The sequence below is a fragment of the Kitasatospora sp. MAA4 genome (genome assembly GCF_029893355.1).
In the GTDB taxonomy this organism is placed as follows: Bacteria; Actinomycetota; Actinomycetes; order Streptomycetales; family Streptomycetaceae; genus Kitasatospora.
In genome coordinates, this window is sequence record NZ_JARZAI010000002.1 from 268,428 (window position 1) to 293,480 (window position 25,053).

Sequence of the window (25,053 nt, forward strand, 5' to 3'; positions counted from 1 at the left end):
CCCTGCGCCTGCGCTGGGGCTGCGGCACAATGGAGGGCGTGCCCGAGCTGCCCGAAGTCGAAGCACTCAGCGCCTTCTTGACCGAGCGCCTGGTCGGGCGCGCGATCGGCCGGGTGTACCCGGTGGCGATCAACGCGCTCAAGACCTACCAGCCGCCGATCGGCGACCTGGAGGGCCGCACCGTCTCGGAGGTCGGTCGGCGCGGCAAGTTCCTCGTGATCGGCACCGGTGAGCTCCAGTTGGTCGTCCACCTGGCCCGGGCCGGCTGGCTGCGCTGGCGGGAGAACCTGCCGCCCGAACCGCCGCACCCCGGCAAGGGGCCGCTCGCCCTGCGGCTGCGCCTCGCCGACCCTCCCAGCACCGGCTTCGACCTCACCGAGGCCGGCACCCACAAGGGCCTCGCCGTCTACTGCGTCCGCGACCCCGACGAGGTGCCCGGCATCGCCCGGCTCGGCCCGGACCCGCTGGACCCGGCGTTCACCGAGGAGCTCTTCGCCGGGCTGCTGAGCGGCGAGCGGCGCCGGATCAAGGGCTTCCTACGCGACCAGGCCACCATCGCCGGGATCGGCAACGCCTACTCGGACGAGGTGCTGCACGCCGCCCGGCTCTCCCCGTACAAGATCGCGGGGAGGCTCACCGAGGCCGAGAGCGCCACCCTCTACGCGGCGATCGGCAGCACACTGCGGGACGCCGTCGAGCGATCGCGCGGCCTGGCCGCCGGTGAGTTGAAGGCCGAGAAGAAGACCGGCCTGCGCGTGCACGGCCGGGCCGGGCAGCCGTGCCCGGTCTGCGGGGACGTGATCCGCGAAGTCTCGTTCGCCGACTCCGCGCTGCAGTACTGTCCGACCTGCCAGACCGGTGGCAAACCCCTCGCCGACCGCCGGCTCTCCCGCCTGCTGAAGTAGCCGGCGAAGAGCGGGGTATGGACGGTCGCACGGGTGGGTATCGCCCCCGCAGCCGTCCCAAACCCTCTGCAGGAGTGAACCGTGCCCGTGCCTGTGTCCGAGCCTGTGCCCGTCGCTGATCTGAGCCATGCCCGCGGAGCCACCGGCACCCCGCTGCTGACCGAGACCATCGGCGCCAACCTCGACCGCACCGCCGCGGCCTTCGCCGACCGCGAGGCGCTGGTCGACCTGCCGACCGGACGGCGCTGGACGTACCGCCGGCTCGTCGAGGACGTGGACGTGGTGGCCCGCGGACTGCTGGCGCTGGGCGTCACCACCGGGGACCGGGTCGGGATCTGGTCGCCGAACTGCGCGGAGTGGGTGCTGTTGCAGTACGCGACCGCCCGGATCGGCGCCGTCCTGGTCAGCATCAACCCCGGCTACCGCACCCACGAACTGGTCTACGTGCTGCGCCAGTCGGGCGTCCGCACGGTGGTCGCGACGCCCGCGTACAAGACCTCCGACTACGCCGGCATGCTCGCCGAGGCCCGCCCGGACTGCCCCGAACTGCGCGACGTGCTGCTGATCGGCGAGCCCTCCTGGGACGCCCTGCTGACCGCCGGACAGGCCGGCGACCCTGCCCAACCGGCCCTCGTCGGCGCCGGGTTGAGCGCGGATGAACCGATCAACATCCAGTACACCTCGGGCACCACCGGCTTCCCCAAGGGCGCCACCCTCTCGCACCGCAACATCCTCAACAACGGGTACTTCGTCGGCGAGTCCTGCGAGTACACCGAGCAGGACCGGATCTGCATCCCGGTGCCGTTCTACCACTGCTTCGGCATGGTGATGGGCAACCTCGCGGCCACCTCGCACGGCGCCTGCATGGTGATCCCGGCGCCGTCCTTCGATCCGGCGGCGACGCTGGCGGCGGTGGCCGCCGAGCGCTGCACCTCGCTCTACGGCGTCCCGACGATGTTCATCGCGGAGCTCAACGACCCGTCCTTCGCCGAGCACGACCTCTCCACGCTGCGCACCGGCATCATGGCCGGCTCGCCCTGCCCGAGCGAGGTGATGAAGCAGGTGATGGAGCGGATGGGCATGCGGGACGTGTCGATCTGCTACGGCATGACCGAGACCTCGCCGGTCTCCACCCAGACCCGCACGGACGATTCCTTCGAGCACCGGGTCTCCACCGTCGGCCGGGTCGGCCCGCACCTGGAGGTCAAGGTGGTCCACCCGTCCACCGGCGAGACCCTCCCGCGCGGTACCGCAGGCGAGTTGTGCACCCGCGGGTACTCGGTGATGCTCGGCTACTGGGAGGAGCCGGAGCGGACGGCCGAGGCGGTGGACGCGGACGGCTGGATGCACACCGGCGACCTGGCCGTGATGGACGCGGACGGCTACCTGGCCATCACCGGCCGGATCAAGGACATGGTGATCCGCGGCGGCGAGAACGTCTACCCGCGCGAGATCGAGGAGTTCCTCTACCGCCACCCCGACATCCTGGACGCCCAGGTGATCGGGGTGCCCGACGAGAAGTACGGCGAGGAGCTGATGGCCTGGATCCGGCTGCGCCCCGGCGCACCCGAGCTGACTGCCGACGCTCTGCGGGCCTACTGCGACGGCAAGTTGGCACACTACAAGATCCCGCGCTTCGTGCACCTGGTGGACGCGTTCCCGATGACCGTCACCGGCAAGGTCCGCAAGGTGGAGATGCGCGAGGAGGCGGTCCGGCTGCTGGCGGAGTGACGGTCGAAGCCGGACCCGGTGAAGGCGTCGGCCGTGGCGCTGCCGGTGGGGCTGCTGTGCGTCAGGGCGAGCCCCCACTGGGTCGGAGGGTTACCTCGCCGCTGCTCGGCGCTGGGCGGCGGCGAGTACCAGGGAGGCCGCGGAGGCCAGCAGCGCTGCCGCGATCACCGCCGTCCAGCCGCGCCGGAAGGCGTCCAGCGCGGCCTGCGGCCCGTGCGGGGTGCCGATCAGACTGACCGTCAGCGCCACGCCCACCACCGCGCCGACCTGCCGGGCCATCGTGGTGATCGCCGAGCCGGTGGCGAAGCGCGTGGGCGGCAGCGCCGCCGCGGCGGACCCGATGAGGGTGGGCAGGGTCAGTCCCACACCCAGGCCGGTGAGCAGCATCCCGGGCAGCAGTTCGGTGGCGTAGCCGGGCGGGACCGCGATGGCGGTGGTCCACCAGCCGATGCCTGCGGCGAACAGCAGGGTGCCGAGCGCGGCCAGCCGTCCGGGGCCGAGCCTGCGCACCAGTGCGGCGCTGCCCAGTGCGACCGGCGGCACCAGCAGCGGTCCCGGGGCGATGGCGAGTCCGGTGCGCAGCGCCGAGTACCCCCAGGCCTGCTGGCACCACAGGACCGAGGTCAGCAGCATGCCGGCGAAGGCGGCGGTGAACAGCAGGGCTGCGGTGTTGGCGGCGGCGAAACTGGGCACCCGCAGCAGCGGCAGTTCGACGATGGGGGCGCGGTGGCGTGCTGACCGGCGCAGGAACCAGGCGCTCAGCAGGGCGGCCGCGAGCAGGCCGCCGAGGACCCGGGCCGAGCCCCAACCCCAGTCGTCGCCCTTGACCAGGGACACGGCGAGGGCGGCGATGGCGGCGGTGAGCAGTCCCGCGCCGAACAGGTCCGGCAGCGGTCCGTTCTCCTTGCCGCGCAGCCTGGGCAGCACTCGGGCCCCCAGGGCGATGGCGGCGACGCCGACCGGGACGTTGGCGATGAACACCCAGCGCCAGTCGGCCTCGACCAGCAGTCCGCCGAGGACCGGTCCGAGCCCGGCGGCGATCCCGCCGATCGAGGCCCAGGCCCGGATGGCTCCTGGGCGCTCGGCCGGGGGAGTGGCGTCCAGCAGCAGCGCCAGTGAGGTCGGCATCAGCGCGGCCGCGCCCGCCGCCTGGACCACCCGGGCGGCGTCGAGCCAGCCGACGGCCGGGGCGAGTGCGCAGAGTGCGGAGGCGGTGGTGAAGACGGCCAGCCCGGCGAGGAACACCCTGCGGTGGCCGATGCGGTCCGCCAGCCGTCCGGCGGGGACCAGCAGTGCGGCGAACACGATGGCATAGCCGTTCAACACCCAGGACAGGGTGGCCAGGCTGCTGCCGTGGAAGTGCCGCTGCATCGCCGGGAGGGCGACGTTGACGATGAACAGGTCGAGGTTCGAGACGAAGACCGCGGCGGCGACCACCGCGAACGCGGCCCGGCGGTGGGGCCGAGCCGGGTCGGTCGGTGCAGTCACTGGGTTTGATATTGGAACTATCTCCATGGCGCGGAACGCTAGTGGCTGGGAGTTTGAATACGCAACCCTCTATGGCAGGCTGGTGGAGTGACCCCGCACACCGATGACCAGCCCACGGCCGACCGTTCCCCCGCCAAGTCGCTGCCGGGCCGCCCCTGCTCCATCGCAGCCGCGCTCCACGTCCTCGGCGAGAAGTGGGCACTGCTGGCGGTGCGCGAACTCTTCTACGGCAATCACCGATTCGACCGGATCGTCCGCAACACCGGTGCCCCGCGCGACCGGCTCACCGCCCGGCTGCGCGCCCTGGAGGAAGCGGGAGTGATCGAACGCCGCGCCTACAGCGAGCGCCCGCCGCGCTACGAGTACCACCTCACCGAGGCCGGTCGGGACCTCGTCCCGCTCATCCAGTCGCTGCTCGCCTGGGGCGACCGCTGGCTGTCGCCCGAGCCGCCGGTGGTGCTGCGGCACCACCCGGACCACTCGGACCACCCCGACCACCCGTTGGACGCGGCCTGGACCTGCCGCACCTGCGGGGCGGAGGTGCGCGGCCCGGACATCGGCATAGAGATCCGTTCCCCGGGCTGGGACCACCAGGGCCCCACAAGCCACCTGCCGACTGCGGGATCGAGCTGAAGACCGTACAGACCTGGGGAACGAGCTCCCGGGTGGGGCGGCGCCATGTCCAGCGGTGGCTGGGGATCACGGGAGTCTCGATCGGGTTGTCCCGTCGCCTCCGTCGCCAATACCTTTGGGGTGCGGGGGAGTCGTCAGCACTCATGTTGGGGGGACCCATGACAGAGCCCAACCCGGTCGCCGTCAAAGTAGCAGGCAAGGTAGTCACGGTCGGCATGGCCATCGTTGCGCTGTGCATTTTCGCACTCTTAGCCGCCCCTGACCCGAACAACCCCGTCTGCAACGGGCAGCGGATGTCGCAAGGCGATGTCTGCGTGACGCACTCCAGCGACGGCAGCAGGCGGCTTGACTCCTACGACGACCTGCGGTCCGACGACACCGGCATCTTCTGGTGGGGCATCGCCGGCGGCGCGGTTGTTGCGACCGGCGGGCTGTTGGCACTCATACGTGCGCACAGGCGGCCTCGGGGGTACTCCCAGGGCCCGCGCTCAGCGGCTGCCGCGCGGCGGCGGCCGGGGGGCAACGGAGCGAAGCTCTAGGCACTCCTCCTGAGACGCGGGGGCTCAGCCGGTCACACTGCGCCGGACCGACTGCAGGAAGGCCTGGATCGCCGTCAGGTCCTCCCGCAGCCGGGCGAGTCCGGTCTGGGCGGGGATGTCGCGCAGTTCGAGGCGGGCCCGGCCGTCTCCCTCGGCGGCGTGCTCGATGTTGACTGCCTGGTAGTGGCCCATGTCGGCCAGCATCTCCCGGTCGTCCTTGGACCCGCTGTGCAGCTCCTTGTTGTCGAGTTCCCTGTTGAAGGCGATGAGTTGCTCCATCGCCCGGGCGATGTCGAGGTCGCCCCGGTTGGCTGCTTCGGCGATGCGGGCGATCACGGCGTGGTACGTGTCGACAGCGCTCGCCGTGGACTTCCCGAGCCCGAGATCCTTGAGCCAGGGGGAGTTCCGCTTGTCGTAGCCCTCCTGCGCGGTCCGGTGGAAGCGCCTGTCCCAGTCGTCGACGTTGCGTTGCAGGCTCTGCAGGGTCTTCGTGAACAGGGTCACGCTCCCGCCGAAGGCGGTGTCCATGTCCACGGAGATGTGTCCGCTGCCACCGGCTACCGTGGTGTCCGGACGTACGCCGGCCTCGGCCGCCATGGCGAAGATGTGCTGGTCGATCACCTGGGAGATCCAGCTCCTCGGGCCGATGCCCGCCACGGTGACCGGCATGGTCTGGGTCTCCAGGCAGGCGTTGTCGATGTCGAGGATCCAGTACCAGGTCGTCTCCCCCTTCTGGTAGTTGAACTGGATGCCCTTGCCGGGACCGGCCTTGGCGCCGGGCGGGATGCTCGTACGCGGGGTCGGGACATCCTTGATGGGACGCGTCACCACCAGGGTCTCCCACCTTTCCATGATCTCGTCCGCGTGGGCGCGAACCGCTGCCTGCTCGTCCCGCTCGGTCGTCGTCTCCTTCGCGTTCACCATGCGCAACGCGGGGATCTGTTTCGGTTTCTTGCCGTTGGTGGTGGTCCGGCCCTGGAGGACGAGGTCGGTGAAGGTGAACTCGGTGCCGAACCTGATGTCGCCGATCTCCCTCCGGGCCGCGTCGGATGTCAGGCACTGCTCCTCAAGCAGGTTGGTGCACCGGACCAGCTCGGCCAGGATCGCGGCGTCCAGGTCCGGGTTCGGGTCCGGGACGAGCGGCACCCCGCGGGTGAGCAGTCTCATCTGGCTGATCACGGCGGTCCTGTGCGGTGAGGCCCGAATCTGGGACGTCAGGGCGTCCTGCACGCATTCGGCGAGTGTCAGGGTGGAGAAGAGGAACGTCTCGTTCATGGTGTGGAAGCGCTTCATGATCGCGCGTGTGTTCGCTTCGAGGTATCCCGTCGCCGCCGCGCGGTTCGCCGCCGTCACCGCAGGGTCGTAGAACCGCTGAACGATGGCCCTTTGGGCCGAGGCACCCGCCGCCGTGCGCTGCGCCGCAGGCGCCGCCGGCGCCCGTGACGCGTTGGCCTCGGCCTCGCGTTCGAAGCGGTCGGAGGGATCGGAGACTGCGAGCCCCGAGCCGTTGTCGGCGCCCGCAACCGGGCCGTGGCGCTGCTGGATGACGTGGGTGAGTTCGTGCGCGAGGGTGTGCTTGTCCGCGCCGCCCGGGCCGATCACGACGTGGTGGCCCGAGGTGTAGGCCCGGGCGCCGATCTCGGCGGCCGAGCGCTGGGCCGCCTCACCCGTGTGGAGCCGGACGTCGGAGAAGTCGGCGCCGAGGCGGTCCTCCATCTCGCTCCTGATCGGCGCGTCGAGCGGCCGGCCGGAGCTGCGCAGCACGTCGTGGACGGCGGACCGTTGGACCGGCGCGGGCCGGGTCCCGCTCAGCAGGCGGGACACGGCGGCGTTCCCGACGGACCGTTGCAGAGCGAGGACGGCGGCGGGCGACAGGTCGCCGCTGGGCCCGGGGACCGCTACGGCGCTGCGCGCCTCGGGGGGACGGGACGGCGACACGTCCGGCGCCTGCTCCGGCTGGTGAGCGTGCATGGCGGACCCCTCCGGTTGCTCCCTCGTGGTGGGTCATGCGTACCGCGCGGGCGGCCGGCGACGGAACAGGCGCAGGGGTGGGCACGGGAGCGGCGACTGCTGCCCTTTGGGGCAACCCGGTCACGCCAGCGTGGGGAGGGGCTGAGGCGGTGTCGGGCCGACGTAGCGGGCGGCCGGGCGGATGATCTTGCTGTCCTCGGCCTGCTCCAGGATGTTGGCGCACCACCCGACGATCCGGGCAGCGCCGAAGGTCGGGGTGAACATCTCGCGCGGGACGCCGCACTGGTCCATGACCACCCCGGCGTAGTACTCGACGTTGGTGAACAGCTCGCGCCCGGGCTTGAGTTCGGTCAGCGCGTCCAGCACGTGCCGCTCGACCTGGACGGCGAGCTCGGAGAAGCCGCCGCCGAGCCGCTCGGCCACCGAGCGGAGCATCCGCGAGCGGGGGTCCTCGGTCCGGTAGACGGGGTGGCCGAAGCCCATGATCCGCTCGCCGCTCAGCACCCGCTCGCGGACCCACGCCTCGGCGCGCTCCGGCGTCCCGATGGCGTCCAGGGTGTCCAGCGCACGGCTGGGGGCACCGCCGTGCAGCGGTCCGGAGAGCGCACCGAGTGCCCCGACGACGCAGGCGGCGAGGTCGGCGCCGGTGGAGGCGATCACCCGGGAGGTGAAGGTGGAGGCGTTGAAGCCGTGGTCGATGGTGGAGGTCAGGTACTGCTCGATGGCCCGGGCGTGCTCGGGGGTCGGCTCCTGCCCGGTCAGCATGTACAGGTAGTTGGCCGCGAAGCCGAGATCCTCGCGCGGTTCGACCGGCTCCAGCCCCTGGCCGACCCGGTGCAGCGCGGTGATCAGGGTCGGAGCGAGCGCGCTCACGTACAGGGCGTCGGCCCGGCGGCCGTCCGGGTCGGTGTCGTAGAGCGGGCGGGTGCCGCGCAGGCCGGCCGCTATCGGCAGCAGCGCGCGCAGACCGGCCAGCGGCCCGTTGGCGCCGACCCCGTGCGCGACCGGTGCGAGCAGCGGGCGCAGCTCGTCCGGCAGTCGGCGCGGCGCGAGGGTCTCGGCGGTGAAGGCCGCGCGTTCGGCGGCGTCGACGGGAAGTGAGCCGTCGAGCAGCAGCCGCCAGGCGTCCTCGAAGCCGCGCTGCTCGGCGAGGTCGATCGCCGAGTACTGGCGGTAGTGGTAGAAGCCCTCGCGGCCGCGGACGTCGCCGACCCGGGTCTCGGTGACGACGACGCCGGCGAGCCCGCGCGGGACGTCGACCGTGCTGAGCTCGCGAGTGGGGGTCGCGGGGGTGGGGGTCGTGGAGGTGGGGGTCTGGACGGTCATGGCTGGGTCCTCCTCGTAGGGGGTCCGGTCCGGGTGTGTCGCGGTACTTGCGAATCTCGTCCATCCGGTCAATCCTTGTCAATGTTGATTGGATCAATGTGATGGAGGGTGGACGGACGATGGCAGGCGTACGGAGGCACTCGGGCGGCGCGGGCGACGGCGAGCCGCTGCTGACGACCCAGCAGGCCGCGGTGCGGTTGGGCGTCAAGCCCGAGACGCTCTACGCGTACGTCAGCCGCGGCCTGCTGGAGCGGGTGCGGGCACCGGACGGCAAGGGCAGCCTGTACCCCGCCGCCGCCGTGGAGGCGCTGGCCGTCCGGGGCGGGCGGGGAGCGGCCGGGCGGACGGCCGTCGCCGCGGAGCCGATCCGGACCGGCCTCACGTTGATCGAGGCCGACCGGCTCAGCTACCGGGGCCGGGACGTCACCGAGTTCCTGGCGGGCGGCTGCTCGTTCGAGACGGTTGCTCAGTGGCTCTGGAGCGGCGAGGTGTCGGGCCGGCGCTTCACCGCCTCCGCGACCGCCCTCGCCGCCGCCCGTGCCGCTGCCGAGGTGCTGCCCGACCGGGCGCGGGTGGTCGACCGGTTGCAGGCCGCGGTGATCGCGGCGGCCGTCACCGATCCGCTGCGCTTCGACATCCAGCCGGTCGGCGTCATCGCCACCGCCCGGAGCCTGATCGCCACCATGGTGGCCGCCCTGCCGGCGGAGGGGGAGGACCGGCCGGACGCGCCGATCGCCGAACTGCTCTGGCCCCGGCTCACCCGCCGGCCGATGGACCCGGTGGGCCTGCGCGCACTGGACGGCGCCCTGATCCTGCTGGCCGACCACGACATCGCTGCCTCCACCTATGCCGCCCGGATCGCCGCCTCGACCCGCGCGCACCCGTACGCCGTGATCACCGCCGGTCTCGCGGTGCTGGACGGACCGCAGCACGGCGGCGCCGGGGCGCTGGCACACCGCATGATCGCCGACGCGGTGGCGAGCGGCGACTCGCTGGGCGTGCTGGCCGAACGCCTGCGCGGCGAGGGCGGCGTGCCGGGGCTCGGGCACTCGCTCTACCGCGCCGCCGACCCGCGCGCGGAGGCCCTGCTGCGGCTGATCGAGCCGCTGCCGGACCCGGGCGGCGTGCGCCCGGTGGTGCAGGCCCTGGTCGAGGCGGCGCGGGACCGTCTCGGCACCTTCCCCAACTCCGACTTCGCCCTGGCCGCCCTGGCCCATCTGGGCGGGATGTCGGCCGACTCGACCGAAGCCGTGGTCGCCGTGGCCCGCAGCGCGGGCTGGATCGCCCACGCGCTGGAGGAGTACCAGGCACCGGCCGGCCGACACCGCCCGCGCGGCCTGTACGTCGGAGCGTGGCCGGAGACTGAGGAGTCCGGCTGACGCGCATCTCGGGCACTGCCCTGTCGGCTGCCCGTTCGGTCGTTGCGGAACTCGTCGCGGCGGTGGTCACATCGGCGGATGCACGATGTCGAGCAGCAGTCTGCACACGGCCACGGCCCGCGGGCACCGCACGTCCGGGCACCGCACGTCCACGCGCAGGTCGCGCAGGAGCGCGCCGCACCCCAGCGCGCCCTGCGACCGGGCGGCGCGCCGTCCGCTGCGGCGCTGCTGGCGCTTCAGCGGACGGCGGGGAACGCGGCGGTGGTCCGGATGCTCGAGCAGCAGCGCCGAGCCGAGCCTGTGCCTGTGCCTGTGCAGCGGGTTTTTACTCTGACGAGAAAAGACTTCAACGCGGGCAACATCCACACGATCAACCGGGAGTCGGTGTTCGCGAAAGCCGTCGGGCAGCAGAAGAGTTGGCCGGACGGGACGAAGGACGATGTCTGGGCGCAGATTCAGGAAATGGCGAGCTCGGAGGAGAACCACCAGCGCTTCGGCAGCTACGAGGCCCTCATCAACGCGGCTCTCGCATTGCACCGGGCCAAGCTGGCGAAGAATCTTGGCACGGTCACGTCCACGACGATCAGAACCGGAGCCTTGAGCTCGTCCAACCAGTCCAACGAGTCGTCCAACTCGTCCAACCCGTCCGACCCGTCCAACTCGTCCGACTCCGGGGATCAGCTCAGCGACCAGCAGAAGGTCGAGCGGCTCAGCACGCTTCGCCGTGAGGTCTCGGCGATCGTTCCGTCCGCGCTTCACGATTTCCGCAATCGGAATCAGATGGTCACCTCGTTCAAACCTCTCACGGGTGGTTCCAACAGCCAGAACCCGTACTACACGATCGGTACCGGCGGAAACTTCCTGCTGGGCGGAACAGGGACCGGCCACAGCTACGACGACCTGGTCGAGAAAGCCGTGACGCACTCCGGCCTGAAGGAGGAGGCCCTCGCCGAACGGCTGATCACCTACCTCGGAGGGAACACCAAGGCGTTCGAGGGCATGGACGAAGCGGCCGTCAAGCAGTGCCTGAAGATGGTCGCGCTGTTCCAGGGAGCGGAGTTCCGCCGCGCTGCCATGAACCCGCTCGCGGCGGTCGCCGCCCTGAACAGCGTGATCTCCTCCTCGGGCACGGTGGGGATATCCGACGCCATCTACAAGTCCACGCTCTTCGGCCCGACGAACGGTGGCTCGATGCAGTCCCAGTTCCATCGGAACACCGGCGTCGACACCACCACCGAGGCCTTCCTGAAGCAGGCGGTGGCCGAGTACGACAACATAGCCCGCCTCCTGCGGCGCAACGGCTTCGACCCGAACGACCTGGCCGACTTCGAGAAGGGCTGCCTGAGCCTCGCGAAAACGCTGACGGAAGCCCACCAGAAGACCTTCGACTACGAGATGGAGGGTTGATCCGGGCCGGATCAGTGCGCCGGGCGCACGCCGGTGAAGACCGTGGTGGCCCAGAGCAGGAAGACGTCGGGCCGGCGCAGGATGCCCCGCGTGTCCTCGGGGTCGAGCAGCACGTCGAGGGTCTCGCAGTCCTCGGCGTCCAGGGCATCGCTCGCCATCTCGCGCAGCCGGGTCAGCTGGGCGAGGAGGAAGTCGCGGGCAGGGGCGTCAAGGGGGGCGGGCAGGTCGAGGAGGGCGGTGAAGCTGCCGACGTCGGTGAGCCCGGCGGCGGTGAGCATCGCGGGCCAGTCCTCGACCACGGCCGTGCTGCCGGGCAGTTCGGCCCGCATGTCCGTGAACCAGTCCTCCTGGACGGCGTCCAGTCGGGCCTGCAGGCCGGGCCGTCCGATGCCGATGTCGCGGGGGAGGAAGCGCATCGGCAGGCCGCCCTCGGCCACGGCGAGCACTCCGCCGGGCCTGAGCACTCCGGCGAGTGCGTTCAGGATGCTCTGCTGATCGCCGAGGTGGTGCACGGCCTTGCTGCTCCAGACCAGGTCGGCCGTGCCGAGGCCGTCCTGTCCGTGCCCGCCGCTGCTGTTGAGGCCCTCGGGCAGCTCAGCGTGCCGGACGGTCACCCTGTCGCCGAGGCCGAGCTGCTCGGCGCGGGCCAGGGCGCGGTGCAGCAGCCCGGGTGCGCCGTCCACGGCGACCGCCTCGGCGTCCGCGAAGGCCTCGGCGAGCACGCAGGTCATCACGCCCGGGCCGCTGCCGATGTCGAGGATGCGCCGGGCCTGCTTCCGCGGGCCGACCAGTTCGGCGAGGTGCGCCGCCGCCTGCCGGAGGACCGGGAGTTGCAGTTCGCCGTTCGCCTCCAGGTGGGTGGCCATGGCCTCCCAGTCGAGCTCGGTGCCGTCGTGTCCGTGTCCATGTCCGTGTCCGGAGTGGTTGTGTGCGCTCATGCCGGGAAGCGTGCCCGGCGGTTCAGCTGGTGGCAACCTCCGTTGCTGTTTCCGGGACAGTGGTGTGGAATGCCCGGATGGACACCCCAGCGCCCTACCAAGCGGTCCTCGACGAGGTCGCCCCGCGGCTGCGCCGGCTGCGCGCCAAGCGCGGTCTCACGCTGGCCGCGCTCTCCGAGGCGACCGGCATCTCCAAGAGCACGCTGTCCCGGCTGGAGTCGGGACAGCGCCGCCCGAGCCTGGAGCTGCTGCTGCCCCTCGCCGAGGTCTACCAGGTCCCCCTGGACGATCTGGTCGGCGCCCCGGCGGTGGGGGATCCCCGGGTGCGGCTGACCCCGCGCGCCCTGCCGAACGGCGGGACGGTGGTCCCACTGACCCGGGGCCCTGGGCCGCTTCAGGCGTACAAGATGATCATCAATGACCGGGGTACCGAACCGGACCTGCGGACGCACGAGGGCTACGAGTGGCTGTACGTGCTGAACGGCCGGCTGCGGATCGTCCTCGCCGAGCACGATCTGGTCCTCGGCCCGGGCGAGGCGGCCGAGTTCGACACCCGGACGCCGCACTGGTTCAGCAGCGCGGACGGCCGGCCGGTCGAGATCCTCAGCCTCTTCGGGCGGCAGGGCGAGCGCATGCACGTCCGCGCGAAGCCCCGCGCCTGACGCTGCGACGGCTCGGCATGTACGGTGCTCTGACCCGCGGTACGGCACCGATCCACAGGAGAGTCCGCATGTACGCACGCCCGCTCGGTCCCGGAGCACACCTCGCTCCTCTGGAGCCCTGGCAGGCCGCGGAGTTCCTCGCCAACCTCGACCGGTGCCGCACCCACATCGCGCCCTGGGTCGGGCGCAGCTTCGTCGCCACCGACCTGGAGTCGGCCGAGGCGGTGCTGCGCCGCTACTGGGACGCGCAGGCGCTGACCGGCGGCGGCGTCCACGGCATACGGTTGGACGGTGTGCTGGTCGGCGGCGTCATGTTCGTCTCGATCGACACGGTGACGGGCGTCGCCGAGGTCGGCTGCTGGCTGGAGCCCGCGGCGCAGGGGCGCGGGTTGGTCACGCGCGCGGTCGGGATGCTGCTCGACCGGGCCTTCGGCGAACGGGGGCTGCGCCGGGTCATCTGGGACACGCGCTCCGACAACGTCCCGAGCATCAGCACGGCCCGCCGCCTCGGCCTGACCTTCCAGGAGGCGGACGACTCCGGCGAGCACCCCAGGGAGATCTGGTCGATCACCGCCGACGACTGGCTCGGCCGGCGGTCGAGCCAGTCCTCGGATGAGGACCAGATCGACGCGCTGGGCGCGGCGTTCTTCGACGCCTTCACCAACGCCGACGGCCGGAAGGTCGACCTGGCGGGCGCGCTGGAGTCCTCGTTCGTCCCGGGTGCCGTCATCGTGACCCACGCGGATCCGGTGCGGACCGAGTCACTGGCCAACTTCCTGATGCCTCGACAGAAACTGCTAATGGATGGTGAGTTGACCAACTTCCGGGAGTGGGAGACGAGTCGGACCACGCTGGTCTCCGGCGACGTCGCGCAGCGCCTGGTCCGATTCGCCAAGTCCGGTGTCCTGCGCGGAGTTCCCTTCACCGGTGGCGGCGCGGCCTGCACCCAGCTGGTGCGGACGCCCGCGGGCTGGCGGATCGCGGCCATCACCGTGCGCGACGACAGCAGCGCCTGACGCGGACCGTCCGTTATGCCGTGGGCTTCTGTGCCGTGGGCTTCGCGCGCTGGTAGTGGCGGGCGACGCGGGCGCGGTTGCTGCACGACGGCTTGCAGTACTCCTGGCGGCCGTGCCCCTTGACGAAGTAGCGCACGCACCGGGGTGCGGTGCACGCACGCAGTAGCTCGCGCTGCGGTCCGGTCAGGAAGTCGATCGCCGCGCGGGCGAGGGCGGCCGTCAGCCGTACGACGGGATCGGGCTCCCCGCTGCGCAGCGACTTCCGCGGATCGGCGCCAACGGGCCAGTCCAGCTGCGGAGTTACCGACTGGCGGGCGGCGGCCGCGTTGAGGGCGCGCAGTGCGTCCTCCGTGCTGAGCAGCCGGTCGGCGTCTGCGGGGCTCGGAGGTTCGGGGCTCACCGCCCGGGCGAACAGGCTGCGCACCGCCGCGCGCACCGCGACGACCTCGGCCCTGGCGGCCTCGTCCGCGGCGAAGTCGCCGGTGCCCAGGGATGGATCGAGCAGGTCGGACTGCGCGCGCAGCCAGTCGGCCAGCCCCTGGACGGTGGCCAGATCGTCGGCGACTCCGCCGTGCCCGTCGTGGCGGATGGTGGTGGCCAGTTCCAGTGCCAGGTGGCGATCCACTGCGTTCCTCCTCGAGAAGTCTGTCGGGGCCACTTGATCACAGCGCGCCGGATGCCCTACCGTCCCTAACGGTAACACTGCAATTATCCGTTAGCACCTGACGAAGTGGACCAGCCCGTGCTCCTGCTCGCCCAGATCAGCGACCTCCACCTCGACGGCAGCGAGCGCGCCACCGAGCGCGCCAACCGCGTCATGAACCACCTCCGCGCGCTCCCCACGCCCGTCGACGCGGTCCTGGTCACCGGGGACATCGCCGACCACGGAACCCCGGCCGAGTACGAGGAGGCCGCACGCATCCTCAGCGCCCCCTTCCCCGTGCTCACCTGCCCGGGCAACCACGACATCCGATCCCCGTACCGCACGGCGCTGCTCGGCGAACCCGCCTCCGACGCTCCCGTCAACCAGCTGCACCACATCGCGGGCACCGCCATCCTGATGTGCGACTCGACCATCCCGGGACAGGACGACGGGCTCCTCTCCGCCGAAACCCTCAGCTGGCTCACCACCACCCTGGACGGCCTCCCGCAGGGCACGCCGGCCCTGATCGCCTTTCACCAGCCGCCCGTCGACCTCCACCACCCGCTCCCCGACGCCAGCCGGCTCGGGCAGCCCGAGGACCTCGCCGCCCTGCTGGCCGCGTACCCGCAGATCGCCGCGGTCATCACCGGCCACGCGCACACCGCCGCCGCCTCCAGCTTCGCCGGGCGACCCCTGCTCGTCGGCCCGGCGGTCACCTGGACCCTGCGCCTGCCCTGGGAGGGCGACCACCCCGCGGACCGGGAGCAGCCGCCCGGCCTGGCCTTCCACATCCTCGACGACGACCTGCGTCTGACCACCCACTACCGCGTCGTGCTCTGACCGCGACGCCGATGAAGCACCCCTGCGCCGTCTGCACCGTCGCCGGATTCCTGGCGGCCGTCTTCCCCCTGGTGGCGACCCCCGGGACGAGCCTGACCCTGCTGCTCCAGCAGGTGGCCGACGGCGGCCGCCGCCGGGCCCTGCCCGTGATCCTGGGCACGGTCACCGGGCTGTACGTCCACGCGTCGCTCGCCATGGCCGGCCTGGCCGCCCTGGTCATGCGGTCCAGTCAGGCTTTCGAGGTCGTCAAACTCGTCGGGGTGGCCTACCTCGTCGGCCTGGCGGCCTGGACCTGGCGCTCGGCCACCCGCAGTGCCGCGCCCGCGCGGGCGTTCGGCGGCGCTCCCTACGTGCAGGCGCTGCTCGGCAACGTCCTCAACCCGAAGGCCGCGTCCATCTATCTCACTTTGGTCCCGCAGTTCGTCACACCCGACCAACCGGTCGCCGGCCAGATCCTGACCCTCGCCACAGCGCATGCGCTGGTGATCGCGCTCTGGCTCGCCCTGTGGACCGCCCTGGTCGGTCTGGCAGGACGCACCCTGCGCACCCCGGGCTTCAGGTCCGCCCTCGCCAGGATCACGGCGATCGTGCTGCTGGCCCTGGGGATCCGAGCCGCAGTCGGCTGACCCGGCCGGGCCGTGTGACGTCCTGAGGGCCGATGATGGGGTGATGTTGGACTACAGCCCGGAACTGTCCGGCCTGGCGGAGAACCCGAATCTGCCGCAGCATCTGCTCGACCACTTCACCGCCGTCGCGGACGAGGATCTCTGCCAAGACCTCGCACGCCGAGCTGATCTGACTGTTCGTCAGGCGCGCAATCTGGCCGCGCGCTGCGTCCCGTGGACCCTGCGCGAGCTGATCGCCGGTGGGGCGCTTCCGCTCCAGGACATCCCGCAGGACGATCCGTGGCTGCGCGTCGCGGCGGCCGGCCGTCCCGATGTCCCCGCCGCGTGGATCCACGATCTGGCGCGCGACGCCGACGCGTCGATCCGAGTCGAACTCGTGGAAATCGGCGGTCGCTTCGGGGATCTGCACGACCCGCTCCAGCTGCTCCACCTGCTCGCTGACGACGCCCACATCGGCGTGGTGTGCGCCGTCGCCGAGCACGCCGCGCTCCCGGCGAACCTCGCGCGACGCCTGGCCGCCCGGCCGGACCTGCGGATCAGGGACGCCCTGGCGCGGAACGCGGCAACCCCACCGGACGTCCTGGCCGCGCTGTCGGCCGACGGCGGACGCCCGCCGGTCGAGCGGTGCGGCCGGTGCGAGGATCTGCCAGAGGGCTGCGCAGACCACGAGGCCGGCGTCCACGTCGTCCGGGCGGCCACGTTGCAGAACCCGTCCACCCCACCCGCCGGCCTGGAGCGGTTCCTGGATTCCCCGGACGCCTGGGTACGAGCCGCCCTGGCTCGACGACCGGACCTGCCGGACGCCGTCTACCGCCACCTCGCCGCCGACCCCGACAGCCGGGTCCGCCGGGACGCTGCGGCCAACCCGGCCGTCGGCGAGGCCCTGATCCGCGCGCTCGCGGCCGACCCGGACCGGTCCGTCCGCAACGCCGTCGCGGCGAACCTGGCGCTCCCGATGTCCCTGCTGAAACAGCTGGCACCCGCCGTACGGATGGGCGGCGAGCCGTGGCCGCGGATCGCCGCCGCGTCACCCGAGGAGCTTCGCGACCTCGCCCGCTCGACCACGGCCCAACTCCGCGCCCTGGTCGCGGCCCACCCCGACCTCCCGGCCGACCTTGTCGCCGCCCTCGCTGCTGACCCCGACCCGGCCGTGGCCAGGCGACTGGCGCCGCACCCCGGACTGACCCCGGCCCAACTCCACGCGCTGGCCGAACACCACGGCCCACCCCTGCACCCCGCACTCGCCGTCAACCCGCGCTGCCCACCCGCCCTCCTGCACACCATGGCCACCACCGCCACCGGCACCGCGCCCACCCACGACACGCTGCTCGCAGTCGCCCGCCACCCCTCGGCACCCCCGCAGACCCTGCTCCGCTGCCTGGACACCCCGCACGAACGCGTCCGCTCCGCAGCCGCCGCCAACCCCGCGCTACCGGTAGCGGCGATGGCCCGACTGCTGGGCACGGGTGATCGCCCGGAGGGCTTGCAACGGATCGTTCCTACGTGAGGCGGCTCGGCTTTCCTAGCGGAGTTCGTTGTGCCGGGCGGAGCGGTAGACGCTCAGCTCGGCCACGGCGGCCCGCAGGCGGTCGAGCAGCTCGGCCGACCAGTCGTGCCCACGGATGCCCCAGCCGCGCAGCTCCCCGACGAAGATCTCCCTCAACTCCTCGTCCAGGCCTGACCCGAAGAGCGGGACCAGGTAGCCCTCCTGGGTGTACTGGGCGCAGGAGTAACCGCCGCTCTGGTTCTGGTAGATGACACCCGTGGGCGCCGCGACGATCACGAACGTCCAGCCCTGGCCGGAGCCGTCCGGGTCGAGGAAGACGAGCCGTTTCGTGTCGTCCTGGTGCGGCTCAACAGGACCGCAGCTACCAGGAGTTCGCCGACACGCTGCGCCAGGCTGCCGTGACGTGGGAGACCACCTTCACCGTGGACAAGTCCGAGCCGCTGATCCGGCAGGCCCAGAGCGAGAAGTGCTAGTCCTCCGCCTGGGCGAGGTGCGAGGCGACGTTGGCGGGCATCGGGTCGTAGCGCAGCGGGGTGCGGGTGAACGAGCCGGTGCCGTGCGAGAGGGACCGCAAGTCGATTGCGTAGTGGGTGAGTTCGAGCTCCGGGACCTCGGCGCGCAGCAGGCTCTGCCCCGGGCCCGCGGCCTCGGTGCCGAGCACCCGGCCGCGGCGCATCGACAGGTCACTGAAGACCGCGCCCTGGTACTCGTCGGGGATCAACACTCCGACGTCGGCGACCGGTTCGAGGATCCGGACGGTGGTCTGGGCGGCCGCGTCGCGCAGCGCCAGGCCGGCTGCGGTCTGGAACGCGGCGTCGGAGGAGTCCACCGAGTGCGCCTTGCCGTCGACCAGGGTGACCCGGATGTCCACCAGCGGGTGCCCGTCGCCCAGGCCGTTCGCCAACTGCGCCCGCACGCCCTTCTCGACGGACGGGACGAAGTGCCGCGGCACGGCGCCGCCGACCACCTTGTCCACGAACTCGAAACCGCCGCCGGCCGGCAGCGGCTCCACCAGCAACTCGCAGACCGCGTACTGCCCGTGGCCGCCGGACTGCTTGACCAGCCGCCCGTGCCCGGTCGCCGCCGCCGCGAAGGTCTCGCGCAGCGCCACCCGGTACGGCACCTGGTCGACCCGGACGCCGTACAGCGTCCCCAACTGGTACAGGACGTACGCCGCGTGGGCCTCGCCGGTGCACCACAACACGATCTGGTGGGTGTCGGCGTTCTGCTCGACCCGGACCGCCGCGTCGTGCGCGGTGACCTTGGCCAGGCCCTGGGCGAGCTTGTCGTCGTCGGCCTTGCTGTGCGCCTCGACCGCGATCGGCAGCAGCGGCTCCGGCACGCTCCACGGCTCCAGCAGCTGCGGTGCGGCCGGGTCCGAGAGGGTGTCGCCGGCCCGGGCGGCGGTGAGCTTGGCGACGCAGACCAGGTCGCCGGCGATCGCCTCCGGGACCGGGCGCTGGAGCTTGCCGAACGGGCCGGTGAGGGCGGAAATCCGTTCCTCAGTCGCCTCCTGGCCACCGGCTACGCGCAGCAGGGTGTCGGGGTGCAGGGTCCCGGCGAAGACCCGGACCAGGCTGAGCCGCCCGACGTACGGGTCGCCGGTGTTGTGGATCACCTGCGCGGCGAGCGGGCCCTGCGGGTCGCAGGGCAGCGGGTCGTCGCGGCCGGTGCGGTCGGTGGGGGCGGGGAACGAGTCGACGATCAGGTCCAGTAGCTCGACGGCGCCGGTGCCGTCCTCGGTGGTGGGCAGCACCGGGTGCAGCGCGTCGTGCAGCACGGCGCCGCGCAGGCCCTGGGTCAGTGTGCCGGGGTCGAGGTTCTCGCCGTCCAGGTAGCGCTCCAACAGCTCGTCGTCCTCGCCGGCGATGGCCTCCACCAGCTGTTCGCGGGCCGGCCCGGTGTCAGGCGGCGCGCCGACCTCGCCGTGCGTCTCGCCGTGCGCGTCGCCATGCCGGTCGCCGGACAGGACCTCGACCGTGCCGTGCACGTGCCCGTCGATGCGCACCGGCAGGTCGAGCGGCTGGACGGACTCCGGGCGGCCGTCGCCGAAAGCCTGCTGGCAAGCGGCCAGTACCTCGGTGAAGTCGGCGCGGGCTGCGTCCATCCGGGTGACGGCGATGGCCCGCGGGAGCCGGGCGTCGGCACAGGCGCGCCAGAGCGCGAGGACCGGTCCGGTAACGGGCTCGGTGGCCGAGACCAGGAAGACAGCGGCGTCGGCGGCCCGCAGCGCGGCGTTCAGCTCGCCCGCGAAGTCGGCGTAGCCGGGCGGGTCCAGCAGGTTGATCTTGACCCCGCGCCATTCGAGCGGCAGCACGGCCAGCCGGACCGAGCGCTGCTGTTGCTGCTCGATCTCCTCGTAGTCGGCAACGGTCGTCCCGTCCTCGACCCGCCCGGCCCTGGTCACCGCCCCCGCCGCCAGCGCCAGCGACTCGGCCAACGTGGTCTTCCCGACCCCGCTCACCCCGACCAGCACGACATTGCGCAACTGCTCCGGCCGCTCGACCACAGGCGCCCGACCCCCCGCCCCCGCCCGGGACGTTCCTCGCTCGGACATCGCTGCCACTCCTCCCGACACGCACGCACGGGGATCGCACGGGACACATCCCCTCCGAGCTTTCCACCCCTCCCGCAGCCCGGCCATCCGAAGCGGGCGGGCCCTCGCCGTTGCCGGCGGGGGCCCGTCCTCCGTCTCCGCTTCAGCGCGAGGCCGTGGCCCCGCGGGCCGGGAGCGGCGCGGAGGCGGCCTCGGGGGCGGCCGCCTCCGCGGTTTCGGGGGTCGGGACGACCTGGCGGATGCTGAGGATGCTGAGCAGGGCGATCACCCCGCCGACGACCGGAACCGCACCGGCGCCGATCCCCGACAGGGCGAGACCGCCGAGGGCGCCGCCGACGGCCACGCCCAGGAACTGGGCGGAGAAGTGCAGACCCAGGGCCTGGGCCCGCTGGGCGGGGGCGAGGCCGGCCAGCCGGGTCTGCTGGCTGATGCCGCCGGACCACCAGGCCAGTCCGAAGGTGAACATCAACGGGAACGCGATCACCGTGGCCACCACCGGCACGTGCACCAGGGTGAGAACGGTCAGCACCGCGAGCAGTGCGGTGATCAGCAGCAGCGCGCCGCGCAGGACGGTGGCGATGCCGTGCTTGGCGAGCACCCGACTGACCAGGCGGCCGCCGAGCAGTCCGCCCGCTCCGAACACGATCATCAGGGCGGCCACGCCGTCGCTGCTGAGCCCGGTCGCCTGGTGGGCCACGGGGGACAGGTAGGTGTAGACGCAGTAGGCGGCCAGGAAGAGGCCGAAGGTCGTCACCAGACCCCAGCGGATCGGGGTGCGGCGCAGCAGGTTGATCCGCCCGGCGACGCTGGAGCCGGCGGTCGGGACATCGGGCAGTCCGAACCAGACGGCCACCGCGGTGACGACGGCGAGTGCCGTCACGAAGACGAAGGACGCCCGCCAGCCGAAGGCCGAGCCCACGATGGTCCCGATCGGAGCGCCCATGGTCAGCGCGACGGCATTGCCGCCCGCGGTCACCGCGATGGCCCGGGGGAGTTGCTCAGGCGCGCAGAGCGCCGCGGCGGTGGCGGCCGCAGGGGCCGCGAACAGCGCGGCTCCCAGGGCCGCGAGAACCCGAGCGCCGGTCAGCACCGCGAAGTTGGGCGCGACGGCGGCGAGCAGGTTGGCGACAGCGAAGACTAACGCGGCTCCCATCAGCAGGTGCTTGGGCGGAACCTTGTGGAAGAGGCCGATGAGGGGCGGTCCGGCGAGTGCATACACCAGCGCGAACACCGTGACCATCTGTCCACACATGGACACCGAGGCGTGCATGTCGTGAGCGACGCTCGGAAGCACGCCGGCGATCACGTAGCCCTCGGTGCCTACGGTGAACGTGCCGAGTGCCAGGAGGTAGATCCGTGGGTTCATGCATGGACAGTACAACAGTCGTTGAACCTTTGGAAAGTGCGATGCTCGACTGGTGCCCTGTCAGTGAGCCTTCCTGGACAGGCAGTTGCTCGCGACGGCGTCCCGGGCCGATGGCAGTGCCGCCGAAGCGCTCGGGGCCGACCGAGGACGCAGCCGATGGCCTAGGCTCCGCTGCGCGCCCCTGTGCCATCGCTCGGCTGTTCGGCTGTCTGAACTGCCAGGTGCGTCCCAGTCGTTCGGAGCGAGCGGCCTCCCATGATCGTGAAACGGTAGCGACCCGGAAAGTAGACTCAGCGATATGCGAGACGTATTCCATGCCGACCTGGCGAATGTCAGCCTGACCGAGGTGATGCACGGCCTGAGCGATCCGCTCCGGCTGAGGATCGTCGATCTCCTGGCCCGCCGGGGCGAGACCGAGTGCTTTGCGATCTACAGCGCCCTGGGGATCAGTAAGTCGAATGCCTCGCATCATTTCCGGGTGCTACGCGAATGCGGGCTGCTGCGGCGGCTGCACCAGGGGCAGCAGCAGAGCGCCCGCCTTCGTACGGACGAGTTCGAGGAACGGTTTCCCGGGTTGCTCACCGCGGTGCTGAGCAATGTCGACGATGCGCTCCGCGCGGACAGTGCGGAGTCCTCCCCGGTGGGTGCGTAGGCCCGGAGAGGCTGGGAGTGCAGCCCCTCCGGGCCGTTCAGCCGACGTGGTCGAGGCTCACCGGCAGGTGAGTGCGGCTGCGCACCTTGAGTTTGCGGAACACCCGGGTCAGATGCTGTTCCACGGTGCTGACCGTGACGGAGAGTCGTTCCGCGATCTGCCGGTTGGTGTACCCGCGAGCCGCCAGCGACGCCACCCGCCGCTCGGCTCTGCTCAACTCGGCCGCCTGCTCGTCGGCTGACCTGACGGCGCGAGCCGGACCCCGGCCGGTCGGCGGGAACAGGACGCGCAGCGGGCGTTCGGCACCAGCCTGCCCGGCGATGTACTCGGCGCGGCAGCGCATCATCCGGGCCTGTGCGGTATGCCCGAGCTCCTCCTGGGTCCGGCCGAAGTCGGCCACGACGTGCGCCAGTTCGAGCTGGTCGCCCGAATTCTGGAGGATGTCGACGGCCTCGCTGAGAAGCTCGGGGCGCTGGATGGGCTCGGAGCAGGCGGCCAGGATCCGCAGTGCCGAGGCGCGGGCGGTGATCGCGGCGGGGCCGGCCAGGCTCAGCTGTTCCTCGGCCAGCTCCCGCGCGGTGGAGGTGTGGCCGAGCGACAGCATCGTCTGCGCTGCGTCGGTGCGCCACGGAACGAGTCCGGGGAGGTCCAGCTGCCACTGGCGCACCAGTCGGCCGATAGCCTCGAAGTCGTCGAGTGCCGCTTGGAAGTGCCCGGTTGCGTGCAGGTGGCGGCCGCGCGCCTGCAGGTGGTAGAGGCCGATCGGGGTGCGGAACACCGCCCCCGGGACCGGCACGCGGAGATACTCGGCGGCCTGCTCCACGTGCCCGGTCACGGTGTCGACCTGGGCGATCACCGCGAGGGGCCAGCCGATGCCGACCTCGCTGGGAGCTGCGGAGGCGAGTGCCAGGGCGGCCTGCGCGTCGGCCCGGGCCCGTCGCAGATCGCCGCGCCGCAGCGCGATGTCCGCCCTGGCGGCGGTGAAGAGCGACTGCCAGGAGGCCATCCGGGCGGTCACCGCCTCGGCGATGAAGACGTCGCACCAGAACTCGGCGCTCGACAGGCGGTCGGTGGCGATCAGCGTGGTCAGGGCGGTAAGCGTCGGCGCCGCCGTCTGCTCATCCAACAGGGTTGACGCAGACAGGAGTTGTTCGGACTCGGTGGTCAGGTCCGGCAGCGGGTGGCCGGATCTCAAACGGGCGAGCAGGGCGGTTGTCCTGGCTGTGGCGGCCTCGTACTCGGGCGGTTCGGCCGAGGCGTCCAGGTCGGCCGGCACGCCCGGGCCGGTGCCCGGCCGGCGGTTGACGGCCGTGCCGGGATAGGCCAGCTCCAACTGTGCCTGTGCGGCCCGTAACTGCCCGAGCAACTTGGTCGGCAGGGTCGCGGCGGTTCGGTCGATCCTGGCCAGGGCGTCGGCGACGACCCTGTCGTACCCGAACCACAGCAGCAGGCTGGCCGAGTCGAGGATGCGCTTCTCGTCCAGGCGGCCATTCGCCATCAGGTCGGCCAGTTCGGGGATCCGGCGGGCGGCCAGCGGAGGGTCGGTCCGCCACTCGGCGCGGGCGAGGATCGCGGTGGTGGTGGCCTGCTGCAGGTCGTCGATGCTGCCCCGGGCTACCAGCCCCAGGCACTCCAGCGCCAACTCCGGCTCGCCGTCGTCGATGGCGCGTTCGGCCAGGTCGTGGAGCACCTCGACCTCCCACCCTCCCTCGATCCGCTCTGCGGCCAGCAGGTGACGGCCGATCGCGATCGGTGGGGCGTGCTCGTCGCGCAGGATCCCCGCGGCGCCCGCGTGGAGGGCGGCTCGCTGCTCCTCGCCCATGCCGGCGAGGACCGTCTTGCGAGCCGTCGGATGCCGGAACCGCCCGCTGGCGAGGATCCCGGCGTGGTTGAGCTGCCGGATGCCGGCGATCACCGTGTCGGCGTCCATCTGCAGCAGCCGTTTGAGCCGGCAGGGGGTGGCCCACTCCTCCAGGACGGCGACGCCGCTGGCGATCCGGGCGGTGCTCGGACCGCAGCGTTCGATGAGGTGCACAACGGCCTCGCGGTACCCGGCACCCGCCATGGGTTCGCCCGATGCGGCGACCCGGTTGCGGTCGAGGTCGACTGCCAGGCCCTCCAGCAGTCGGGGGTTTCCCCCGCTGACCGTATGGGAGCGGACGGCGAGGCGGGCGGCTGTCTCGTCGCCGAAGCGCTGCGCCAGGAACTCCCGGACAGCGGCTTCGGGCAGCGGGTCGATCCGGATGCGGCGATCGAGCAGGTCGCGCGCCGGCTGGATCTGGAGCCCCGGCACCCCCGTTCCCCTGTCGTCCCGCCCAGCCAGCAGCACCAGCAGAGGTGCTTCTCGGACCTGGCGAACCAGCGCGAACAGGCAGCGCAGTGAGGCTTCGTCGGCGTCGTGCGCGTCGTCCACGACCAGCACCACCGGCCCCGGCATCCGTCGGACGCACGCCTCCAGCACGGCGAGCGGCAGACGGTCCGCCCACTCACCCCCGAAGGGTTCGCCCGGGACCAGCCTCTGCAGCATGCGCAGTGGACGTGTCCGGTCCATGGCGGTCACCGCTGTCGAAAGGACGGTCACACCTCGGGCGGCCGCCCGATCGGTGAAGTTCCGTACCAGAGTGCTCTTGCCGCTCGCCGCGGGTCCGGCCACTGTGGCCAGCCGGGCGCCCTGCGCAGCAGCCGCGGTCAGCACCTGGTCCAACTGTGCTAAGTGATCTTCCCTGTCGACCAGCATGGGCGATTCCTCATCCTCCCCGGTGTGCTCGCAGCCCGATTGCCTACGGACGATGACTAACGGGCGCGAACGTGGATGAAAAACAAGTACGCGCTGTCAGCATCGGCTGCCCCTGGGCATTCTCGGCTGC

At 71.9% G+C, this 25,053-nt stretch carries 20 protein-coding genes and 1 pseudogene; 12 read left to right on the forward strand and 9 right to left on the reverse strand.

What is annotated here, in order from left to right:
• Positions 1-38: 38 nt before the first annotated feature.
• Complete coding sequence (locus P3T37_RS03560; protein ID WP_280721905.1) at positions 39-905, forward strand: DNA-formamidopyrimidine glycosylase family protein; 867 nt, start codon at positions 39-41, stop codon at positions 903-905.
• Positions 906-986: 81 nt separating this feature from the next.
• Positions 987-2,636 carry an AMP-binding protein gene (locus P3T37_RS03565; RefSeq protein WP_280721906.1) on the forward strand — a complete coding sequence of 550 codons (1,650 nt, stop codon included), beginning with the start codon at positions 987-989 and terminating at the stop codon, positions 2,634-2,636.
• A gap of 90 nt (positions 2,637-2,726) precedes the next feature.
• On the opposite strand, the gene P3T37_RS03570 is transcribed toward P3T37_RS03565, so the two are convergent.
• Positions 2,727-4,124, reverse strand: coding sequence for an MFS transporter (locus tag P3T37_RS03570; protein WP_280721907.1), 1,398 nt, complete (start codon positions 4,122-4,124; stop codon positions 2,727-2,729).
• Between the two features lie 87 nt (positions 4,125-4,211).
• On the opposite strand from P3T37_RS03570, the gene P3T37_RS03575 reads away from it, so the two are divergent.
• Positions 4,212-4,757, forward strand: a complete 546-nt coding sequence (locus P3T37_RS03575; RefSeq protein WP_280721908.1) for a helix-turn-helix domain-containing protein — start codon at positions 4,212-4,214, stop codon at positions 4,755-4,757.
• A gap of 158 nt (positions 4,758-4,915) precedes the next feature.
• Positions 4,916-5,296, forward strand: a complete 381-nt coding sequence (locus tag P3T37_RS03580; RefSeq protein ID WP_280721909.1) for a hypothetical protein — start codon at positions 4,916-4,918, stop codon at positions 5,294-5,296.
• A 1,422-nt stretch (positions 5,297-6,718) separates the two neighbouring features.
• Here P3T37_RS03580 and P3T37_RS03585 read toward each other — a convergent pair.
• Both P3T37_RS03585 and P3T37_RS03590 read right to left on the reverse strand, forming a co-directional pair.
• Positions 6,719-7,267: pseudogene (locus P3T37_RS03585) on the reverse strand (DUF4157 domain-containing protein); the annotation flags it as partial.
• Between the two features lie 120 nt (positions 7,268-7,387).
• Positions 7,388-8,593, reverse strand: a complete 1,206-nt coding sequence (locus P3T37_RS03590) for a citrate synthase/methylcitrate synthase (RefSeq protein WP_280721910.1) — start codon at positions 8,591-8,593, stop codon at positions 7,388-7,390.
• Between the two features lie 119 nt (positions 8,594-8,712).
• Here P3T37_RS03590 and P3T37_RS03595 point away from each other — a divergent pair, with 119 nt between their 5' ends.
• The gene (locus P3T37_RS03595) at positions 8,713-9,972 is read left to right on the forward strand and encodes a citrate synthase (RefSeq protein ID WP_280721911.1); all 1,260 of its coding nucleotides are present in this window, start codon (positions 8,713-8,715) and stop codon (positions 9,970-9,972) included.
• A gap of 270 nt (positions 9,973-10,242) precedes the next feature.
• Positions 10,243-11,379 (forward strand): hypothetical protein, encoded by a 1,137-nt coding sequence (locus tag P3T37_RS03600; RefSeq protein ID WP_280721912.1) that lies wholly within the window; start codon positions 10,243-10,245, stop codon positions 11,377-11,379.
• Positions 11,380-11,390: 11 nt separating this feature from the next.
• On the opposite strand, the gene P3T37_RS03605 is transcribed toward P3T37_RS03600, so the two are convergent.
• Complete coding sequence (locus tag P3T37_RS03605) at positions 11,391-12,317, reverse strand: class I SAM-dependent methyltransferase (protein WP_280721913.1); 927 nt, start codon at positions 12,315-12,317, stop codon at positions 11,391-11,393.
• A 77-nt stretch (positions 12,318-12,394) separates the two neighbouring features.
• Between P3T37_RS03605 and P3T37_RS03610 the strand changes: the two genes are divergently transcribed.
• Together P3T37_RS03610 and P3T37_RS03615 are read left to right on the forward strand one after the other, a co-directional pair.
• Positions 12,395-12,979, forward strand: a complete 585-nt coding sequence (locus P3T37_RS03610) for an XRE family transcriptional regulator (RefSeq protein WP_280721914.1) — start codon at positions 12,395-12,397, stop codon at positions 12,977-12,979.
• 68 nt (positions 12,980-13,047) lie between these two features.
• Positions 13,048-13,995: a GNAT family protein gene (locus P3T37_RS03615; protein WP_280721915.1), complete on the forward strand. Its 948-nt coding sequence runs from the start codon at positions 13,048-13,050 to the stop codon at positions 13,993-13,995.
• Positions 13,996-14,008: 13 nt separating this feature from the next.
• Here the strand turns inward: P3T37_RS03615 and P3T37_RS03620 are convergent, their stop codons facing one another.
• Positions 14,009-14,620, reverse strand: coding sequence for a CGNR zinc finger domain-containing protein (locus P3T37_RS03620; protein ID WP_280721916.1), 612 nt, complete (start codon positions 14,618-14,620; stop codon positions 14,009-14,011).
• Between the two features lie 117 nt (positions 14,621-14,737).
• On the opposite strand from P3T37_RS03620, the gene P3T37_RS03625 reads away from it, so the two are divergent.
• From P3T37_RS03625 to P3T37_RS03635, 3 genes are read left to right on the forward strand one after another with little or no spacing between them, the layout of a single operon-like run.
• Positions 14,738-15,478 carry a metallophosphoesterase gene (locus P3T37_RS03625; protein ID WP_280722113.1) on the forward strand — a complete coding sequence of 247 codons (741 nt, stop codon included), beginning with the start codon at positions 14,738-14,740 and terminating at the stop codon, positions 15,476-15,478.
• 11 nt (positions 15,479-15,489) lie between these two features.
• Positions 15,490-16,104, forward strand: a complete 615-nt coding sequence (locus P3T37_RS03630) for a LysE family translocator (RefSeq protein ID WP_280721917.1) — start codon at positions 15,490-15,492, stop codon at positions 16,102-16,104.
• A gap of 43 nt (positions 16,105-16,147) precedes the next feature.
• Entirely contained in the window at positions 16,148-17,611 is a 1,464-nt protein-coding gene (locus P3T37_RS03635; protein WP_280721918.1) for a hypothetical protein, read from the forward strand.
• A gap of 15 nt (positions 17,612-17,626) precedes the next feature.
• On the opposite strand, the gene P3T37_RS03640 is transcribed toward P3T37_RS03635, so the two are convergent.
• The 3 genes from P3T37_RS03640 to P3T37_RS03650 form a co-directional block, all read right to left on the reverse strand.
• A complete protein-coding gene (locus tag P3T37_RS03640) occupies positions 17,627-17,887 on the reverse strand; it encodes a DUF6210 family protein (protein WP_280721919.1) in 261 nt (86 codons plus the stop codon).
• Between the two features lie 193 nt (positions 17,888-18,080).
• Positions 18,081-20,168 carry an elongation factor G-like protein EF-G2 gene (locus P3T37_RS03645; protein WP_280721920.1) on the reverse strand — a complete coding sequence of 696 codons (2,088 nt, stop codon included), beginning with the start codon at positions 20,166-20,168 and terminating at the stop codon, positions 18,081-18,083.
• 142 nt (positions 20,169-20,310) lie between these two features.
• The gene (locus P3T37_RS03650; RefSeq protein ID WP_280721921.1) at positions 20,311-21,534 is read right to left on the reverse strand and encodes an MFS transporter; all 1,224 of its coding nucleotides are present in this window, start codon (positions 21,532-21,534) and stop codon (positions 20,311-20,313) included.
• Positions 21,535-21,832: 298 nt separating this feature from the next.
• Between P3T37_RS03650 and P3T37_RS03655 the strand changes: the two genes are divergently transcribed.
• Positions 21,833-22,186 (forward strand): metalloregulator ArsR/SmtB family transcription factor, encoded by a 354-nt coding sequence (locus P3T37_RS03655; RefSeq protein ID WP_280721922.1) that lies wholly within the window; start codon positions 21,833-21,835, stop codon positions 22,184-22,186.
• A gap of 37 nt (positions 22,187-22,223) precedes the next feature.
• Here the strand turns inward: P3T37_RS03655 and P3T37_RS03660 are convergent, their stop codons facing one another.
• Entirely contained in the window at positions 22,224-24,923 is a 2,700-nt protein-coding gene (locus P3T37_RS03660) for a helix-turn-helix transcriptional regulator (protein WP_280721923.1), read from the reverse strand.
• Positions 24,924-25,053 lie beyond the last annotated feature (130 nt).

Bases quoted from the DNA above. Each gene is read 5' to 3' on its own strand.
- P3T37_RS03580 (WP_280721909.1), top strand. From the start codon at position 4,916: ATGACAGAGCCCAACCCGGTCGCCGTCAAAGTAGCAGGCAAGGTAGTC.
- P3T37_RS03590 (WP_280721910.1), bottom strand. From the start codon at position 8,593: ATGACCGTCCAGACCCCCACCTCCACGACCCCCACCCCCGCGACCCCC.
- P3T37_RS03595 (WP_280721911.1), top strand. From the start codon at position 8,713: ATGGCAGGCGTACGGAGGCACTCGGGCGGCGCGGGCGACGGCGAGCCG.
- P3T37_RS03600 (WP_280721912.1), top strand. From the start codon at position 10,243: ATGCTCGAGCAGCAGCGCCGAGCCGAGCCTGTGCCTGTGCCTGTGCAG.
- P3T37_RS03605 (WP_280721913.1), bottom strand. From the start codon at position 12,317: ATGAGCGCACACAACCACTCCGGACACGGACATGGACACGGACACGAC.
- P3T37_RS03610 (WP_280721914.1), top strand. From the start codon at position 12,395: ATGGACACCCCAGCGCCCTACCAAGCGGTCCTCGACGAGGTCGCCCCG.
- P3T37_RS03615 (WP_280721915.1), top strand. From the start codon at position 13,048: ATGTACGCACGCCCGCTCGGTCCCGGAGCACACCTCGCTCCTCTGGAG.
- P3T37_RS03630 (WP_280721917.1), top strand. From the start codon at position 15,490: ATGAAGCACCCCTGCGCCGTCTGCACCGTCGCCGGATTCCTGGCGGCC.
- P3T37_RS03635 (WP_280721918.1), top strand. From the start codon at position 16,148: ATGTTGGACTACAGCCCGGAACTGTCCGGCCTGGCGGAGAACCCGAAT.
- P3T37_RS03645 (WP_280721920.1), bottom strand. From the start codon at position 20,168: ATGTCCGAGCGAGGAACGTCCCGGGCGGGGGCGGGGGGTCGGGCGCCT.
- P3T37_RS03650 (WP_280721921.1), bottom strand. From the start codon at position 21,534: ATGAACCCACGGATCTACCTCCTGGCACTCGGCACGTTCACCGTAGGC.
- P3T37_RS03655 (WP_280721922.1), top strand. From the start codon at position 21,833: ATGCGAGACGTATTCCATGCCGACCTGGCGAATGTCAGCCTGACCGAG.
- P3T37_RS03660 (WP_280721923.1), bottom strand. From the start codon at position 24,923: ATGCTGGTCGACAGGGAAGATCACTTAGCACAGTTGGACCAGGTGCTG.